This is a genomic window from Achromobacter sp. 01N37, from assembly GCF_056399725.1.
This window is the reverse complement of the sequence record NZ_JBFTRX010000016.1, coordinates 45698-63351: the sequence shown is the minus strand read 5'-3', so window position 1 is coordinate 63351 and position 17654 is coordinate 45698. Positions and strand designations below refer to the sequence as shown.

Here is a 17654-nt window from a genome sequence, read left to right as displayed (position 1 = left end):
GTCAGGACGTGCCTGTCAGGACAGAGGCCATAAAAAAAACCCCGGACATCGTCCGGGGTTATTCGTTCAAGCGGCCAGGCCGTTTGCTCAGTCGCCCAGCTTGGCGCGCTGTTCGCGCACCTTCTGCAACGTTTCACCAAACTGCGCCATGCGCGCCTTTTCCTGTTCGACAACCGCTGCCGGGGCGCGTTCGACGAAGCTGGCGTTGGACAGCTTGCCGTTGGCCTTGGCGATCTCGCCGTCCAGGCGCGCGATTTCCTTGTCCAGGCGGATGCGTTCGGCGGCCACGTCAATTTCCACGTGCAGCATCAGGCGGCTGGCGCCCACGACCTGGACCGGCGCACCGGCGTCGGGCAGCACGTCCAGCACATCGACCTGGCTCAGCTTGGCCAGCGCGGCCAGATACGGCGCATTGCGCTTGAGCGTGGGCGCGTCGCCCTGGGTGCACAGCGGCACCTTCTGGGCGGGCGACAGATTCATCTCGCCACGCAGTGCGCGCACGGCCTCAACCTGCGCCTTGAGCTCGGCCACATCGGCTTCTGCCGCGGCGTCCACGGCGGCCGGGTTGGCTTGCGGATACGGCTGCACGCTGACGCTGTCGGCAACGCCTTCCTTGCGCTTGCCCGCCACCACCGACACCTTCTGCCACAGCTCTTCCGTGATGAACGGAATGATGGGGTGCGCCAGGCGCAACACGCATTCCAGCACGCGGATCAGCGTGCGGCGCGTGCCCAGTTGCTGGGCCGGCGTACCGGTCTGGATCTGCACCTTGGCCAGTTCCAGATACCAGTCGCAGTATTCGTCCCAGACAAAGCGGTACAGCGCGTTGGCGATGTTGTCGAAGCGGTAGTCAGCAAAGCCGCGCGCCACATCGGCTTCCAGCGTCTGCATCTGGCTGACGATCCAGCGGTCCACGAACGAGGTCTCGCCCGTGTCCGAACCCGTCAGGTCATGGCCTTCGGTGTTCATCAGCACGAAGCGGGTGGCGTTCCACAGCTTGTTGCAGAAGTTGCGATAGCCCTCGCAGCGCTTCAGGTCGAAGTTGATGTTGCGGCCCAGCGTGGCGTAAGCGGCCATCGTGAAGCGCAGCGCGTCGGTGCCGAAGGCGGGAATGCCGTCCGGGTACTGGCGGCGCGTGGCCTTTTCGATGGCGCCTGCTTGCTTGGGGTTCATCAGGCCGTAGGTGCGCTTGGTGACCAGGCCGTCCAGGTCGATACCGTCGATGAGGTCAACCGGGTCCAGGGTGTTGCCCTTGGACTTGCTCATCTTTTGGCCGTCGGCATCGCGGATCAGGCCGTGCACGTAGACGTGCTTGAACGGGATCTGGCCGGTCATGTGCGTGGTCAGCATGACCATGCGGGCGACCCAGAAGAAGATGATGTCAAAGCCCGTGACCAGCACGCTGGAAGGCAGGTAGCGTTGCAGGTCCGGCGTGTTGTCCGGCCAGCCCAGCGTCGTGAAGGGCACAAGGCCCGACGAGAACCAGGTGTCCAGGACGTCGGGGTCGCGCTTCAGATCGCCCGTCACGCCAGCGGCGCGGGCCTGCTCGATGGCGCCCGCTTCGTCGTGCGCCACAAAGATCTGGCCGTCGTCCGAATACCAAGCCGGAATCTGATGGCCCCACCACAGTTGGCGCGAAATGCACCAGTCCTGGATGTTGTTCAGCCACTGGTTGTAGATGGTGGTCCAGTTCTCCGGGTAGAACTGGATGCGGCCGTCGGCCACGACTTCCAGCGCCACTTCGGTGATGCTCTTGCCCGGATTCAACGTGCCTTCCGGGGCGGGCTTGCTCATGGCCACGAACCACTGGTCCGTCAGCATGGGTTCCAGGACGACGCCGGTGCGGTCGCCCTTGGGTTGCATCATCTTGTGCGGTTCGATCTTGACCAGATAGCCTTCGGCATCCAGCTGGGCGACAACGGCCTTGCGGGCTTCGTAGCGCTCCAGTCCCTGGAACTGCTTGGGGCCGTTTTCGTTGATGTGCGCGTCCAGCGTGAAGATCACGATCAGGGGCAGGTCGTGGCGCATCGCGCAGGCGTAGTCGTTGAAGTCGTGCGCGCCAGTGATCTTCACGCAGCCCGTGCCGAAGGCGGGGTCGACGAAATCATCCGCGATGATGGGGATGTTGCGGTCGCACAGCGGCAGCTCGACTTCCTTGCCGATCAGGTGCTGGTAGCGCGGATCTTCGGGGTGCACGCACAGCGCGCCGTCGGCCAGCATCGTTTCCGGGCGGGTCGTGGCGATGGTCATGCCGCGCAAGGTGACGGTCTGGCCGTCCTTGTCGACGATGGTTTGCGGGCCGTCGACGAAGGGGTAGAGGATGTGCCACATGTGGCCATCGGTTTCTTCGGACTGCACTTCCAGGTCGGATACGGCGGTCAGCAGCTTCGGGTCCCAGTTGACCAGGCGCTTGCCGCGGTAGATCAGTCCCTGTTTATGCAGGCGCACGAAGGTTTCGACGACGCCGCGCGACATGCGGTCGTCCATCGTGAAGTATTCGCGAGGCCAGTCGGCCGACGCGCCCAGGCGGCGCACCTGCTCGGTGATGGCGTTGCCCGACTTTTCTTTCCATTCCCAGACCTTTTCCACGAATTTTTCGCGGCCGAGGTCGTGGCGGGAAACCTTCTGGGCGTCGAGCTGTCTTTCAACAACGATCTGCGTGGCGATGCCGGCGTGGTCGGTGCCGGGAATGAACACGGTGTCGTCGCCCGACATGCGGCGGTAGCGCACCAGCCCGTCCATGATGGTCTGGTTGAAGGCGTGGCCCATGTGGAGCGTGCCCGTCACGTTGGGCGGCGGGAACTGGATGACGTAGGGCTGGCTTTCCGTCCCCGTTTTTACGTGCTGGCCTGCCGTGAAGTACCCGCGCTTGTCCCACTCGGCGTACCAGCGGGATTCCAATTCGGAGGGTTCGAAGCTCTTGGAGAGTTCCGGGGTGTCGCTCGCGGGGTTCGCGGCGTTCGGGGGGGCAGCTTGAGTCATTACAGGGTTCCGGCAAACAGGGCGCCCGGCGTAGGGATACGGGCAGCAAACCGCTCATTTTAAGATGTAATGCGGTCTTCTCAGCGTGTTAGAATACCGGGTTACTGAAAACCTTTTAGAAGTCCCTGAATTCATTGAGGATTCCTTCAGAAATATGCGCCGAAAAGCTCACCTTTCTGTATTCTCAACAAGAATTGAGGGCGCATCCGATCGGTAGGCAGTGTCGAATCCCTGCCTTGGCCATGTGGTTCAGGACGGCCCGGAATGCGAACGGCATCGTTCAAGCAACCCGGACCGCCTGTGCGCCAACAGCGCGATGACACTTCTAGGTTGACACCGACAAGTGCAGAGCCACGCCAGGCAATTCATTAGAAACCAGTCAGAAATCAGCTTTCGGAGTTCCTTATGTCCATCCAACGCACCCTCTCGATCATCAAGCCCGACGCCGTCGCCAAGAACGTCATCGGCCAGATCGTCGGCCGTTTCGAGCAAGCCGGCCTGAAGGTCATCGCCGCCCGCCTGGCTCAACTGTCGCGCGCCGATGCCGAGCGTTTCTACGCCGTGCACTCGGAACGCCCCTTCTTCAAGGACCTGGTCGATTTCATGATCTCGGGCCCGGTCTTCGTGCAAGTGCTGGAAGGTGAAGAAGCCATCCTGAAGAACCGTGACCTGATGGGCGCCACGGACCCGAAGAAGGCTGCTCCCGGCACCATCCGCGCCGACTTCGCCGACAGCATCGACGCCAACGCCGTGCACGGCTCCGACGCTCCGGAAACGGCTGCTGTCGAAATCGCTTTCTTCTTCCCCGAAATCAACATCCACAGCCGTTGATTTTCGCGTAAGCACTGTTCTAGTTTTTTAGCGTTACCCAGGTCATGGAATCCGTCGAACGAATCAATCTGCTGGGGCTGGATGGCTCCGCCCTGTCCGAACTTGTCGGGCAGTGGGGCGGCAAGCCTTTTCGCGCTCGCCAGCTGCAGCGCTGGATGCACCAGCGCGGCGCCGATTCGTTCGACGCCATGACCGACCTGGCTCGCGAATTCCGCAGCCAGCTCGCGTCGAATTGCCGCATCGAAGCCTTGCCCGTCAACATCGAGCAGCGCTCGACCGACGGCACGCGCAAGTGGCTGTTCGATGTGGGGCAGGGCAATGCCATCGAAACCGTCTTCATTCCTGAAGACGATCGCGGCACCCTTTGTATTTCCAGCCAGGCCGGCTGTGTGGTGAATTGCCGCTTTTGCTCGACCGGGCATCAGGGCTTTAACCGCAATCTGAAAACCAGCGAAATCATCGGCCAGCTGTGGTGGGCCAAGCGCGTGCTGGAGGCCGACATCGGCACCGCCCGCCTGGAAAGCGCCAAAGCCACCGAAGATACGCGCGTCATCAGCAACGTGGTCATGATGGGCATGGGCGAGCCCTTGCTCAACTACGACCAGGTGTTGCCGGCGCTGCGCCTGATGCTGGACGACAACGCTTACGGCCTGTCGCGCCGCCGCGTTACGGTGTCCACGTCTGGCGTGGTTCCCATGATGGACCGCCTCTCGCAAGACTGTCCGGTGGCGCTGGCCGTGTCGCTGCATGCGCCCAACGATGCGCTGCGCGATGAGCTGGTGCCGCTGAACAAGAAGTACCCGCTGAAGGAGTTGCTGGCGGCCTGCGAACGTTATCTGGCGTTTGCCCCGCGCGACTTCATCACGTTTGAATATTGCATGCTGGATGGCATCAACGATACCGACCAGCACGCCAAGGAACTGATCCAAATTGCACGCCAGCTGCGCTGCAAGCTCAATCTGATTCCGTTCAACCCCTTCCCTGAGTCGGGCCTGAAGCGTTCCAACTCCGCGCGCGTAAAGGTGTTTGCGCAGCGCCTGATGGATGCCGGCATCATCACGACCGTGCGCAAGACCCGGGGCGACGATATCGATGCAGCTTGTGGTCAACTGGCCGGAGAAGTGCGCGACCGCACTCGGATTACCGAGCGCAATGCCGCACAGCGCCAGACCATACCAATTAAACAGGTGCATGCATGACGCAGGATTTCGCTTCTGCAGTTTCTGAAACGCCCGCAAGCGCAGCGGGCAACGTCGGCTCGGCGCTACGCGCGCTGCGGCAGTCCAAGGGCTGGTCGCTAGACGAAGTATCCAGCCGCATCAAGTTCTCTACCAAGCAGATCGAAGCCCTGGAAAACGAAGCGTGGGCAGACTTGCCCACCGGCGTTTCCCTTCGCGGCCTGGTGCGCAACTACGCGCGCCTGCTGGGCGCGGATTCGCAAGCCATCGTCGATTCGCTCGACCCGAAAGCACGCGTCACCGGTCCGGTGAAGCTGAGCCCGGGCGCGCTGCATTCGGCCAATTCCATTCCTCAGTCCAGCGCCGATGACGACCGTTCGTCCTCGACCTCCTGGGGGTGGCTGATCGCCATCGTGCTGGTGCTGGCCGCCGGCGTGGCGTATGCCTTCTGGCAAGGCTGGTTGCCGCAGCAATGGCTGCCGTTCGACTGGCTGCCGAAGCCGACCAAGTAAACCGATTCCACCGATGCAAGATTCCTCTCTGCCTTGCCAGGACGCGCCGCCTCCCGCCGTGGGGGCCGCTACGCGCCGCGCCACGCGCTCGGTGGCGGTCAAGTGGGGCGAACGTGTCGTGATGATCGGGGGCGATGCCCCCGTCGTCGTGCAGTCCATGACCAACACCGACACCGCGGACGCCATCGCTACCGCGATCCAGGTCAAAGAACTGGCGCTGGCCGGTTCCGAGCTGGTGCGGATCACGGTGAATACGCCCGAGGCGGCTCGTGAAGTGGTCGCCATCCGCGAACAGCTCGACCGCATGGGTGTGAACGTGCCGCTGGTGGGCGACTTCCACTACAACGGCCACAAGCTGCTGACGCAGTTTCCCGAATGCGCGCAGGCGCTGTCCAAGTACCGGATCAACCCCGGCAACATGGGCGGCGGCAAGCGTCGCGATGACAACTTCGCGCAGATGATCGAAGTGGCTTGCCGCTACGACAAGCCCGTGCGCATCGGCGTGAACTGGGGCAGCCTGGACCACGAGCTGATGGCGCGCAAGATGGACGAAAACAGCCGCCGCGCGCAGCCTTGGGAAGCCCAGGCCGTGATGCGCGATGCGCTGGTGGTATCGGCCATCACCAATGCGCAGCGGGCCGAAGAACTCGGCTTGCGGCGCGACGCCATCATCCTGTCGTGCAAAGTCAGCCACGTGCAGGACCTGATCGCCGTCTACCTCGACTTGTCCGCCCGTTGCGACTACCCGCTGCATCTGGGCCTGACCGAAGCCGGCATGGGCAGCAAAGGCATCGTGGCGTCCACCGCTGCGCTGGCCGTGTTGTTGCAGCAGGGCATCGGCGACACCATTCGTATTTCGTTGACGCCGGAACCCGGTGGCGACCGCAGCCGCGAAGCGGTCGTGGCGCAAGAAATCCTGCAGACCATGGGCCTGCGCGCATTCACCCCCATGGTGGTTGCGTGCCCCGGCTGTGGCCGCACCAGCAGCACATTCTTCCAGGAACTGGCGGATAGCATCCAGTCCTTCCTGCGTCGTCAGATGCCGGTCTGGAAGTCGCAGTATCCGGGCGTCGAAAGCATGAACGTCGCGGTCATGGGCTGTGTGGTCAATGGGCCGGGCGAAAGCCGCCATGCCGATATCGGAATCAGTCTGCCGGGAACGGGCGAAGTGCCCGCGGCGCCGGTATTCGTGGATGGCGAACGCACGGTGACGCTCAAAGGCGACCATATCGCCGAAGAGTTCCAGGCCATCGTCGAAGACTACGTGGCGCGCCGTTACGGCGTGCTCGCCTCTCATTAAAAGAAAGGGTGTAGCCGTGAAGCGCGCCGGCAGGCGCGTGATGCGGCATGATCAAGATGACTCAAGCTTTCCAGAAAGTCGCCGCCATACGCGGCATGAATGACGTGTTGCCCGGGCCGAGCGCCCGCTGGGAACAATTCGAGGAAATCGTGCGCGGCTGGCTGCGCGGCTACGGCTATCGCAATGTGCGTACGCCTGTGCTTGAGCATACGCGCCTGTTCACGCGCGGCATCGGTGAAGTCACCGACATCGTCGAAAAAGAGATGTACACGTTCACCGATGCGCTGAATGGCGAGTCGCTGACGATGCGTCCTGAAATGACGGCCGGCATCGTGCGTGCGTCTATCGAGCACAACATGCTCTATGACCGCCCGCAGCGCGTGTATTCGATCGGCCCCGTGTTCCGCCACGAGCGCCCGCAGCGCGGCCGCTATCGCCAGTTCCATCAGATCGACGTGGAAGCCCTGGGCTTCACCGGCCCCGATGTGGACGCTGAGCTGATCGTCATGCTGGCCCGCCTGTGGAAGCTGCTGGGCCTGAAGGACGTGCGTCTGGAATTGAATTCGCTGGGTCAGCCCGCCGAACGCGCCGCGCACCGCGCCGCGTTGATCGAGCACCTGGAAAAGCATCGCGACATCCTCGACGAAGATGGCCAGCGCCGCCTGTACACCAATCCGCTGCGTGTGCTGGACACGAAGAATCCCGCCATGCAGGAAATGGCCAACAGCGCGCCGCGCCTGTTCGATTTCCTGGGCGAGGAATCTCGTGCTCACTTTGATGGCGTGTGCCAGCGCCTGACCGAAGCCGGCATCGAATACAGCTTGAACCCGCGCCTGGTGCGCGGTCTGGACTATTACAACCTGACCGTATTCGAGTGGGTGACCGATCGCCTCGGTTCCCAAGGCACCGTGTGCGGCGGCGGCCGCTATGACGGCCTGATCGAACTGCTGGGCGGCAAGCCCGCGCCGGCCGTCGGGTTCGCAATCGGCATGGAACGCCTGCTGGACCTTTGGGAACAAAGTGTTGAGCTTGCGGCGCCCGCCGAGTGCGACGTTTACGTCGTGCACCAGGGTGAAGACGCACAGCGCCTGGCCGCCCGCGTTGGCGAAGACCTGCGCGATGCCGGCTTGTCGGTCATCGTGCATGCCGGTTCGGCGGGCTTCAAGTCCCAATTCAAGCGTGCCGACGCCAGCGGCGCTCGGGTTGCGGTTATTCTTGGCGCCGATGAAGTCGCGTCACAAACCGCCAGCGTCAAATATTTGCGTGCGGACGCCCAGGGCGACGCCGCGCAGCAGCAGGTTTCGTTGTCGGGCCTGGCTGCGGTACTGAACAACAAGGGTTAAGGCATGGCATACGATCTCGAAGAACAGGAAAAACTCGACGCTATCAAGGCGTGGTGGGCCCGTTACGGCACGCTTGTTGTGACGCTGTTTGCCGTGGTGGCGCTGGCCTGGGGCGGCTGGTGGGGCTGGAAGGCCTACGAATCGCACCGTGCCAATCAGGCCATGGGCTATTTTGAAGCGCTGGAAGATGCGGCCCGTCTGGGCGGCGCCGATTCGTCGGTGCGCATCAAGACCGCCGCCGCCACGCTGCGTGATCAATATCCGGCAACCGGCTACGCCGCCCGTGGCGCGCTGGTGGCAGCGCAAGCTCTGGCTGCCCAGAAGGACGAAGCCGGCGCCCGCGAACAGCTGGAATGGCTGGCCGGCCAAGGCAAGAACCCCGCCATGCAAGCCGTGGCGCGCCTGCGTCTGGCCGGCATGCTGCTGGATCAAAAGCAATATGATCCGGCGCTTGCACAACTGAACAACCCGCCGGCCGCTTTCGCCGCCTTGTTCGCTGACCGCCGCGGCGATATTCTCGCTGCGCAAGGCAAGCGCGACGAAGCGCGTGCGGCATGGCAAAGCGCCATTGATGGCCTGGGTACGGCAAACCCGCTGACCCAGGTTGTGCAATTGAAATTGGATGCCCTGAGCGGAGCGTGACTGTAATGCGTAAATTTGCACCTGGTCGTACGTGGCGTGGCGCCGTTTGCCTGGCAAGCTTGCTTGCCTTGGGCGGATGCGGCCTGTTTTCCCATGATGACGGCCGTTACGATCCCGCTCCCCTGACCGAGTACAAGGCTGGCATGTCCGTGCGCCAGGTCTGGTCCGCATCGGTTGGCAGCGGTTCCGGCCTGGGTTTTGCACCCACCGTGCTGGGCAGCGCCGTCTATGCCGCGACGCCGGATGGCTCGGTCGGCAAGTTTGATCTGCAAAGCGGCCGTCCCCTGTGGAAGGCCAAGACCGACGGCAAGCTGTCCGCCGGCGCCGGCAGCGACGGCACCACGACCGCCGTGGCTTCGCCCGACGGCGACGTGATCGCCTTTGACGACAACGGCAAGGTGAAGTGGAAGGTTCGCGCTACCAGCGACGTCACGATCCCGCCGGTGGTGGGCTACGGCATCGTCGTGGTCCGCAGCGGCGACTACCGCATCCAGGCGTTTGACGCCAACAGCGGCGAGCGTGTCTGGAACGTGCAGCGTCCCGGCCCCTCGCTCGCCCTGCGCAGCGTGTCGCAGATGGTGCTGGCCGAAGGGCTGGTCATCACCGGCCTGCCGGGCGGCAAGCTGATGGCGATTGCGTCCGACAGCGGCAACGTGCAATGGGAAGGCACCGTGGCGACCCCGCGCGGCGCCAGCGATCTCGAACGTCTGACGGACGTTGTCGGCGTGCCGCGCATTGCGGGTAACCTCCTTTGCGGGGTGGCCTACCAAGGGCGTATCGTCTGCTTTGACGTCACCGCTGGCGGCCGTCCCCTGTGGGCGAAAGACTTCTCCAGCGTCAGCGGTTTGACGCTGGACGATCGTTTCGCCTACTCGGCCGACCAGAACAGCGTCGTCAACGCGTTTGCACTGGATAATGGCGGCAATGTCTGGAAGCAGGCGGCGCTGAAGAACCGCCAGGTCACCGCACCGGCTATGCTCGGTGGTGCGCTTGCAGTCGGCGACCTGGAAGGCTATTTGCACTTCCTGTCGCGTAGTGATGGCAGCCTGATGGCGCGGCTGTCCGTGGGTGGAGGCGCCGTCGTTTCGCCGCCGCAAACCACCCCCCAAGGTGTGCTGGTCCAGACGGGCAATGGCAATCTCGTCATGATCGGCGCCAACTAAAACCTATAGAACAAAGCCTTACACCGTGTCTTTCAAGCCTGTCGTTGCCCTGGTCGGTCGCCCCAATGTGGGGAAGTCGACCCTTTTCAACCGCCTGACGCGATCGCGCGCCGCGTTGGTGGCCGATTTTTCCGGCCTGACCCGCGATCGCCATTACGGTGAGGGCAGGGTAGGCGATATCCCGTTCATCGCAATCGATACCGGCGGTTTCGAGCCGGTCGCGAAAGACGGCATCCTGCTCGAAATGGCCCGCCAAACGCGGCAGGCCATCGCCGAAGCCGATGTCGTGGTGTTCCTGGTGGACGCCCGCGCCGGCCTGAACGCGCATGACCACGAGATCGCCCAGTTGCTGCGCAAGTCTGGCCAGCAACGCGTGCTGCTGGCGGTGAACAAGGCAGAAGGCATGGGTCTTGGCCCCGCCATCTCCGAGTTCCACGAACTTGGTTTGGGTCAGCCCTATCCGATTTCGGCCGCGCACGGCGACGGTATTGTCGACCTGATCGAACTGGCCTTGAAAGATCTGGCCGAGCCGCCCGCCGAAGAAGAGCCGTTTGACGAAGATCACGCTGAAGGCGAACACGATCACCGCATCAAGCTGGCGATTGTGGGCCGCCCGAACGTCGGCAAGTCGACGCTCATCAACACGTTGATGGGCGAAGAGCGCGTGATTGCGTTCGACTTGCCCGGCACGACGCGCGACGCCATCGAAATCGATTTCGACCGCGATGGCCGCCGCTACACGCTGATCGACACCGCCGGCCTGCGCAAGCGCGGCAAGGTGTTTGAAGCCGTCGAGAAATTCTCCGTCATCAAGACCTTGCAGGCCATCGAGGCCAGTAACGTTGTGCTGCTGATGCTGGACGCGCACACCGAAATTTCCGAACAAGACGCCCACATCGCGGGCTTCGTGCTGGAAACGGGCCGTGCCGTGGTGGTCGCCATCAACAAATGGGACGGCCTGGACGGCGAAGCAAAGGAACGCATCGAACGCGAATTCCAGCGCAAGCTGCGCTTCCTGTCGTTCGCACGCATGCACACCATTTCGGCGCTGCGCGGGCAGGGCATCAAGCCGCTGTTGAAGTCGATCAATTCGGCGCACGCCGCGGCATTCGCCAAGCTGTCCACGCCGAAACTGACGCGCGAACTGCAAGCAGCCATCGAGCAGCAGCAGCCGCCGCGCAAGGGCATTTTCCGTCCCAAGATGCGCTATGCGCACCAAGGCGGGCAAAATCCGCCGCTGGTCGTCATTCACGGCAACGCGCTGGACGCCATCCCCGATTCGTATCGCCGTTATCTGGAAACGCGTTTCCGCAATGCGTTCGATCTGGCCGGCACGCCGTTGCGCATCGAATTCAAGTCTTCGCACAACCCCTACGCGCAGGAAAGCTGATCCATGAGCCGTTTCTGGAGTCCCGTGGTCGGGACGCTCAGTCCGTATGTGCCGGGCGAGCAGCCCAAGCTTCAGAACCTGGTCAAGCTGAACACCAACGAGCATCCTTACGGGCCGTCGCCCAAGGTGCTCGATGCGATCCGTGCAGCTTGCGACGATACGCTCAAGCTGTATCCCGATCCGTCGTCAGACCGTCTGCGCCAAGCGATTGCGTCGACGGTTGGCGTTGAGCCGGGCCAGGTGTTTGTGGGCAACGGTTCGGACGAGGTGCTGGCGCACGTCTTCCTGGCGTTGTTGAAGCACGATCGTGCGCTGCGATTCCCGGACATCACATACAGCTTCTATCCGGTCTACTGCGGCCTGTATGGCGTGCAGTACGAAACGCTGCCGCTGACCGCAGATTTCCGCATCAACGTTGATGATTACCTGCCGGGCGCAAACGGTGCCGCGGGCGCCATCATCTTCCCGAATCCCAATGCGCCCACCGGCCGCGCGCTGAGCTTGGCGGAAGTTGAGCGCATCGTCGCCGGCAACCCCGACGCAGTGGTCGTCGTGGACGAGGCCTATGTGGACTTCGGCGGCGAATCGGCGGTGGGCCTGGTCGCCCGTTACGACAATCTGCTGGTTGTGCAGACCTTGTCGAAGTCGCGCTCGCTGGCCGGGCTGCGCGTGGGTTTCGCGGTAGGCAGCGCTGAGCTCATTGATGGGCTCGAGCGGGTAAAGAACAGTTTCAACTCCTACCCCATTGATCGCCTGGCATCGGCCGGCGCAGTGGCGGCGCTGGAAGATACAGAGTACTTTGAGAAGACTCGCCAAGCCGTGATCGAAACCCGGTCGCGGATGACGGCAGGCTTGGAGTCGTTGGGGTTTGAGGTGTTGCCGTCGGCTGCGAATTTCGTGTTCGCGCGGCACCCCTCCGAAGACGCTGCAGGTTTGGCCGCCGCCTTGCGCGAGCGCAGCATCATCGTGCGCCATTTCCGTCATGCGCGCATCGATCAGTTTCTCCGCATTACCGTGGGCACGGATGAGCAGGTTGACCTGCTGTTGAAGGGGCTCGCGGAGGTCCTGCAAGGGTAAGCTTCAGGGGCTTTTCAGCTTGAAATCTCTGGTGTCACTTTTGCTTCCGGGTCAAGTAGCACGGCCCGGGAAAACCCTGTAGAGTACGTGTTTCGGTGTGCTCCACCAGTACAAAAAAGCACACCACCACTCAATAACAAACAAATGGAGCCTGGCCAATGAGCAATAAAGGGCAAACTCTGCAAGATCCGTTCCTGAACACGCTGCGCAAGGATCATGTGCCCGTGTCGATTTACTTGGTGAACGGTATCAAGCTTCAAGGGCAAATCGAATCTTTTGATCAGTACGTCGTGCTGTTGCGCAACACGGTCACGCAAATGGTTTACAAGCACGCCATTTCCACCGTCGTTCCCGCCCGCGCCGTTAACTTTCAGGTGGAAGTCCCTGCTGAGTAATCTCGCTCCAGATGTACCTTTTATTGCCCGCCAGACGGTAAACGTCGGCGGGCATTTTCGCTTTGGCTCCAATATGGTGCATGTATGCGCGCTCTGATTATCAGCGTTGATCTGGGTGATCCAGACTTCGCGGCCCATGCCGAAGAATTCGCCATGCTGGCCAAGGGCGCTGGCGCGGAAGTCGTCGGCACCCTGACTGCCCGTCGAGACCGTCCCGACGCCAAGTTCTTCATCGGCTCCGGCAAGGCAGACGAGGGCGTGGCAATGGCGCAAGCCTTGCTGGCCGACATCGTTCTGTTCGATCAACCCTTGTCGCCGGCCCAGCAACGCAACCTTGAACGCGTCTTCAATCTGCGTGTGGTGGATCGTGTCGCGCTCATTCTGGATATCTTCGCGCTGCGTGCAAAAAGCCATGAAGGCAAGTTGCAGGTCGAGCTGGCGCAATTGCAGCATCTGGCCACGCGTCTGACGCGCATGTGGAGTCACTTGGAGCGTCAGCGCGGCGGTATCGGCATGCGCGGCCCGGGTGAATCTCAGCTTGAAATGGACCGCCGCATGATCGGCGCCAAGGTCAAGACGCTGCGCGAGCGGCTGGATCGCGTCGAGCGCCAGCGCACGACCCAGCGCCGCGCGCGAGCGCGTGGTGGTGCGCTGTCGGTATCGCTGGTGGGTTACACCAACGCCGGCAAGTCAACGCTGTTCAATGCGCTGACCCGCGCGGACAGTTACGCCGCCGACCAGCTTTTCGCGACGCTGGACACGACCACTCGCCGCATCTGGATCGAAGGAGCCGGGTCCGTCGTGGTGTCGGATACGGTAGGATTCATCCGCGATCTGCCTCACGGCCTGATCGCCGCATTCCGGGCGACGCTGGAAGAAACCGTGCATGCGGATTTGCTGCTGCATGTGGTCGACGCGGCCAGCCCCCAACGCGACGAGCAGATTTTCGAAGTCAACAAGGTCCTCGCTGAAATCGGCGCCTCCGCGATTCCAACCATCCTGGTCTACAACAAGATTGACCGGGCTGGATTGGAACCCCGAGTGGAGCGCGATGCACATGGTACGATTGCGCGAGTATTTGTAAGCGCCACCGAGCGCGCCGGTTTGGACGCGTTGCGCGGGGCAATTGCGGAGACCGGACAGATTGTGGGAAACAATGCCGCGAATTATCAAACTCTTCAATCTGAATGACCCCGGCTGGGGTCGTGGGAATAACAATGGCTCCGAGCCGCCGCCGAAGCGGCCTCAAGGCAATGGTGACGGCCCACCTGACCTGGACGAAGTCTGGCGCGATTTCAATAATCGCATCGGATCGCTGTTCGGTCGCAAGGGCGGTGGCGGTGGCAATAACCGCCCCAACAACCGTGGCGGCATGACGCCGCCTTCGCCGCGTGGCGCGCGCATCGGTCTGGGCGTCATCGCTCTGGTCGCGGCGGGTGTCTGGCTGGCAAGCGGCTTCTATATCGTGCAAGAAGGCCAGGTCGCGGTTGTGACCCAATTCGGCAAATACAAGAGCACGTCGCAAGCCGGTTTCCAGTGGCGCTTGCCGTACCCCATTCAAAGCCAGGAAATCGTCAACGTGTCGCAACTGCGCACGTTTGAAGTCGGTTTCCGTGGCGGTTCGCGCAACAAGGTGCTGCCCGAGTCGCTGATGCTCACGACGGACGAGAACATCGTCGATATGCAGTTCGTCGTTCAGTATCGTCTGCGTGCCGATGGCGCGCCGGACTACCTATTCATGACGCGCGACCCGGACGAATCCGTCCGCCAGGCCTCTGAAACGGCAATGCGCGAAGTCGTGGGCAAGCAGTCGATGGACTTCGTGCTGTACGAAGGCCGTACGACGGTGGCCACCCAAGTGCAGGCGCTGATGCAGCAGATTCTGGACCGCTACCAAAGTGGCGTGCAGGTCAGCACCGTCGCCATCCAGAACGTGCAGCCGCCCGAACAGGTGCAAGCCGCGTTCGATGACGCCGTCAAGGCCGGTCAAGACCGCGAGCGCCAGATCAACGAAGGCCAGGCTTACGCCAACCAGGTTGTGCCGCTGGCCAGTGGTCAGGCTTCCCGCATGACCGAACAAGCTGAAGGTTACAAGGCCAAGGTTGTGGGTGACGCGCAAGGTAATACGTCGCGCTTCACCAGCATCCTGGGCGAATACGAAAAGGCGCCGCAAGTCATGCGCCAGCGTATGTACCTGGAAAGCATGCAGGACATCTTCACGCGCGCCAGCAAGGTCATGGTTGACACCAAGAGCAACAACAACATGTTGTACCTGCCCTTGGATAAGATCATGCATCTGGCCGCCCAAGACGCCAGCAAGTCCAATGTCGGCAACCCGGGTTCGCCTGCGTTGATCAGTCCGCCGGTTCAGCCGCCGTTGCGTGGCAATGCCGTTCCGGCGCCTCAGTCTTCCGGCAGCAGCAATAGCAACACGCTGCCTCGCGACCGTACGTCGCGCTAACCCGGAGGAGTCCTGATCATGCAACGTTTTATGCCCATCCTGGTCGGCCTGCTCATTGTGCTGGCTGCCCTGTCTTCCTGCGTCTTCGTCGTGCGCGAGCGCGACTACGCCCTGGTGTTCTCGCTGGGTGAAGTGCGCAAGACCATTAGTGAACCCGGCCTGTATTTCAAGGCCCCGCCGCCGTTCCAGAATGTCGTGACGCTCGACAAGCGCATTCTGACCATCGAAACCAACGAAGCCGAACGCATCCAGACTTCTGAAAAGAAGAACCTGCTGATCGATTCCTACGTGAAATGGCGTATTGCGGACCCCCGCCAATACTACGTTTCGACGGGCGGCAACGAGCGCGTGGCGCAAGAGCGCCTGCAAGCGCTGATCCGCGACGCGCTGAACGCCTCGGTCAACGTGCGTACCGTGCGTGACGTGGTCTCGACCGAACGCGACAAGATCATGGCCGAGATTCTCACCAACGTAGCCAAGCGCGCCGAGCCTCTGGGCGTGCAGATCGTTGATGTGCGTCTGCGCCGTATCGAGTTCGCGCCCGAGATTTCGGAATCGGTGTATCGCCGTATGGAAGCGGAGCGTACGCGCGTCGCTAACGAGCTGCGTTCCATCGGTGCCGCCGAAGGCGAAAAGATCCGCGCTGAAGCCGACCGCCAACGCGAAGTGATCGTGGCCCAGGCCTATGCCAAGGCCCAGGGCATCATGGGTGAGGGCGATGCCGCTGCGGCAGCAATCTACGCTCAGGCCTATGGCAAGAACCCGCAGTTCTACACGTACTACAAGAGCCTGGAAGCCTACCGTGCATCGTTCTCGAAGCCGGGTGACGTGCTGGTGGTCGACCCCAGCTCCAGCTTCTTCCAGTTCATGAAGGACCCGGCTGGCGATGCGCTGGCACCCGTTACCGTGCCGGCCAAGTAATTGCCGCGCGTGTAGCAGGACAAAAAGCCCCTTGGATATCCAAGGGGCTTTTTACTGGTGCGGCGACGGATGCGGTGCCCCTGTCAGGGCAACCAGGGACAGTTCTCCGCCACCATAATCCCGGCTGGCGCTGGCCGCTGACTCATGTACAATACCGCGTAAGCTAGAAAACATTCCGCAGCGGCTGAGCGGGCTTACGCCCCCTCAGCCGCTTTTTCGTTTGGGCGACGCCCACGCATCACTTGGCGTTATTCAGGTAAACATTCATGGGTAACTGGTTGCTGCCCGAGAGCCTTGCCGACGTACTTCCGGCAGAGGCCCGGCGCATCGAGGAATTGCGCCGCGAACTTCTCGATTTGTACCGTACTTACGGCTTCGAGCTGGTCGCGCCGCCCCTGGTCGAATACATCGATTCATTGCTGTCCGGCACCGGTAGCGATCTGGATCTGCGCACGTGCAAGCTGGTCGACCAGCTGACCGGCCGCACGCTTGGCGTGCGGGCGGACATGACTCCTCAGGTCACGCGCATTGATGCGCACTTGTTGAACCGCGCTGGCGTGACCCGCCTGTGCTATTGCGGCAACGTGCTGCACGCCCGCCCGGCGGACTTGCTGTCCAGCCGTGAGCTGTTGCAGATCGGTGCCGAGATTTACGGTCATGCCGGTTTTGAAGCCGATCTGGAAATCATCCAGCTCGTGCTGGAAACGGTGGCGATCGCTGGTGTTCGTAACCCCCGTCTGGACTTGTGCCATCCGGGTGTGGTTCGCGCCATCGTCGAATCCGACCCGGCGGCTGTAGCTCTGGCTGAAGACGTCATCCGCCTGTTGCGCGAGAAAGACGTGCCGGGGCTGGGTGAATTGGCCGCGCGTGCACCTGGCATGCGCGCAGAAACGCTGAAGGCGCTGCAGTTGCTGCCGAATTTGTATGGCGGCCCTGAAGTGCTGAAGAATGCTCGGCGCGACCTGCCGTTGCTGCCGGGTGTGGCGGCGGCGCTCGACGCCTTGCAGGTGGTGGTGGATGCGATGCCGAATGTCGCGTTCGGTGTCGATCTGGCCGACGTGGGTGGCTATGGCTACCATTCTGGCGTGAAGTTCGCGCTGTACGCGGAAGGCTGGCACGACGCCCTGGTCAGTGGCGGCCGCTATGACGACGTCAGCCGTGCATTCGGCCGGGCGCGTCCCGCCACCGGCTTCAGTCTGGATTTACGCAAACTGGCGGCAGGTTTGCCGCCAGCGGAACGGGCGCGTGCAGTTCGTGCGCCCTGGGGGCAGGCCCCCGCCTTGACCGAGGCGGTTCGCCGTCTGCGCCGGTCAGGGGAAATTGTCGTTCAGGTATTGCCCGGTCACGAGCAGGATCAGGACGAATTCGTTTGCGATCGCGAGCTGGCGCTGCAAGATGGCGCCTGGACGGTCAGAACGCTGTGACTAACTCCCTCTTGGAAACGAGAGGGCCGCGGGGA

15 protein-coding genes are annotated in these 17654 nt (G+C 62.5%); 14 read left to right on the top strand and 1 reads right to left on the bottom strand.

Annotated elements, in window-relative coordinates:
• Window positions 1-87: 87 nt before the first annotated feature.
• Window positions 88-2982: a valine--tRNA ligase gene (locus AC1DSJ_RS25520; RefSeq protein ID WP_441372390.1), complete on the bottom strand. Its 2895-nt coding sequence runs from the start codon at window positions 2980-2982 to the stop codon at window positions 88-90.
• Between the two features lie 405 nt (window positions 2983-3387).
• Between AC1DSJ_RS25520 and ndk the strand changes: the two genes are divergently transcribed.
• The 14 genes from ndk to AC1DSJ_RS25450 all read left to right on the top strand — a co-directional run bounded on the left by ndk (window position 3388) and on the right by AC1DSJ_RS25450 (window position 17619).
• Entirely contained in the window at window positions 3388-3813 is a 426-nt protein-coding gene (ndk, locus tag AC1DSJ_RS25515; protein WP_054427443.1) for a nucleoside-diphosphate kinase, read from the top strand.
• A 44-nt stretch (window positions 3814-3857) separates the two neighbouring features.
• The gene (gene rlmN / locus AC1DSJ_RS25510) at window positions 3858-5012 is read left to right on the top strand and encodes a dual-specificity RNA methyltransferase RlmN (protein WP_046803686.1); all 1155 of its coding nucleotides are present in this window, start codon (window positions 3858-3860) and stop codon (window positions 5010-5012) included.
• Window positions 5009-5503, top strand: coding sequence for a helix-turn-helix domain-containing protein (locus AC1DSJ_RS25505; RefSeq protein ID WP_054427444.1), 495 nt, complete (start codon window positions 5009-5011; stop codon window positions 5501-5503). Before rlmN ends, AC1DSJ_RS25505 begins: the two co-directional genes overlap by 4 nt.
• A gap of 13 nt (window positions 5504-5516) precedes the next feature.
• Complete coding sequence (gene ispG, locus AC1DSJ_RS25500) at window positions 5517-6803, top strand: flavodoxin-dependent (E)-4-hydroxy-3-methylbut-2-enyl-diphosphate synthase (protein WP_054427445.1); 1287 nt, start codon at window positions 5517-5519, stop codon at window positions 6801-6803.
• Window positions 6804-6859: 56 nt separating this feature from the next.
• Complete coding sequence (gene hisS / locus AC1DSJ_RS25495) at window positions 6860-8146, top strand: histidine--tRNA ligase (RefSeq protein ID WP_441372411.1); 1287 nt, start codon at window positions 6860-6862, stop codon at window positions 8144-8146.
• A 3-nt stretch (window positions 8147-8149) separates the two neighbouring features.
• Window positions 8150-8788, top strand: a complete 639-nt coding sequence (locus tag AC1DSJ_RS25490) for a YfgM family protein (RefSeq protein ID WP_054427447.1) — start codon at window positions 8150-8152, stop codon at window positions 8786-8788.
• Window positions 8789-8793: 5 nt separating this feature from the next.
• Window positions 8794-9951 (top strand): outer membrane protein assembly factor BamB, encoded by a 1158-nt coding sequence (bamB, locus tag AC1DSJ_RS25485; protein WP_054427448.1) that lies wholly within the window; start codon window positions 8794-8796, stop codon window positions 9949-9951.
• A gap of 25 nt (window positions 9952-9976) precedes the next feature.
• Complete coding sequence (gene der, locus AC1DSJ_RS25480; protein ID WP_054427449.1) at window positions 9977-11341, top strand: ribosome biogenesis GTPase Der; 1365 nt, start codon at window positions 9977-9979, stop codon at window positions 11339-11341.
• A 3-nt stretch (window positions 11342-11344) separates the two neighbouring features.
• The gene (gene hisC / locus AC1DSJ_RS25475) at window positions 11345-12418 is read left to right on the top strand and encodes a histidinol-phosphate transaminase (RefSeq protein WP_441372389.1); all 1074 of its coding nucleotides are present in this window, start codon (window positions 11345-11347) and stop codon (window positions 12416-12418) included.
• 158 nt (window positions 12419-12576) lie between these two features.
• Window positions 12577-12813, top strand: a complete 237-nt coding sequence (hfq, locus tag AC1DSJ_RS25470) for an RNA chaperone Hfq (RefSeq protein ID WP_006218585.1) — start codon at window positions 12577-12579, stop codon at window positions 12811-12813.
• A gap of 84 nt (window positions 12814-12897) precedes the next feature.
• On the top strand, window positions 12898-14004 hold the full coding sequence (gene hflX / locus AC1DSJ_RS25465; RefSeq protein WP_054427451.1) for a GTPase HflX: 1107 nt from the start codon (window positions 12898-12900) through the stop codon (window positions 14002-14004).
• Complete coding sequence (hflK, locus tag AC1DSJ_RS25460; RefSeq protein ID WP_054427452.1) at window positions 13970-15274, top strand: FtsH protease activity modulator HflK; 1305 nt, start codon at window positions 13970-13972, stop codon at window positions 15272-15274. Before hflX ends, hflK begins: the two co-directional genes overlap by 35 nt.
• A gap of 18 nt (window positions 15275-15292) precedes the next feature.
• Entirely contained in the window at window positions 15293-16195 is a 903-nt protein-coding gene (gene hflC, locus AC1DSJ_RS25455) for a protease modulator HflC (protein WP_054427453.1), read from the top strand.
• Window positions 16196-16461: 266 nt separating this feature from the next.
• Window positions 16462-17619, top strand: a complete 1158-nt coding sequence (locus AC1DSJ_RS25450) for an ATP phosphoribosyltransferase regulatory subunit (protein ID WP_054427454.1) — start codon at window positions 16462-16464, stop codon at window positions 17617-17619.
• Window positions 17620-17654: the final 35 nt, after the last annotated feature.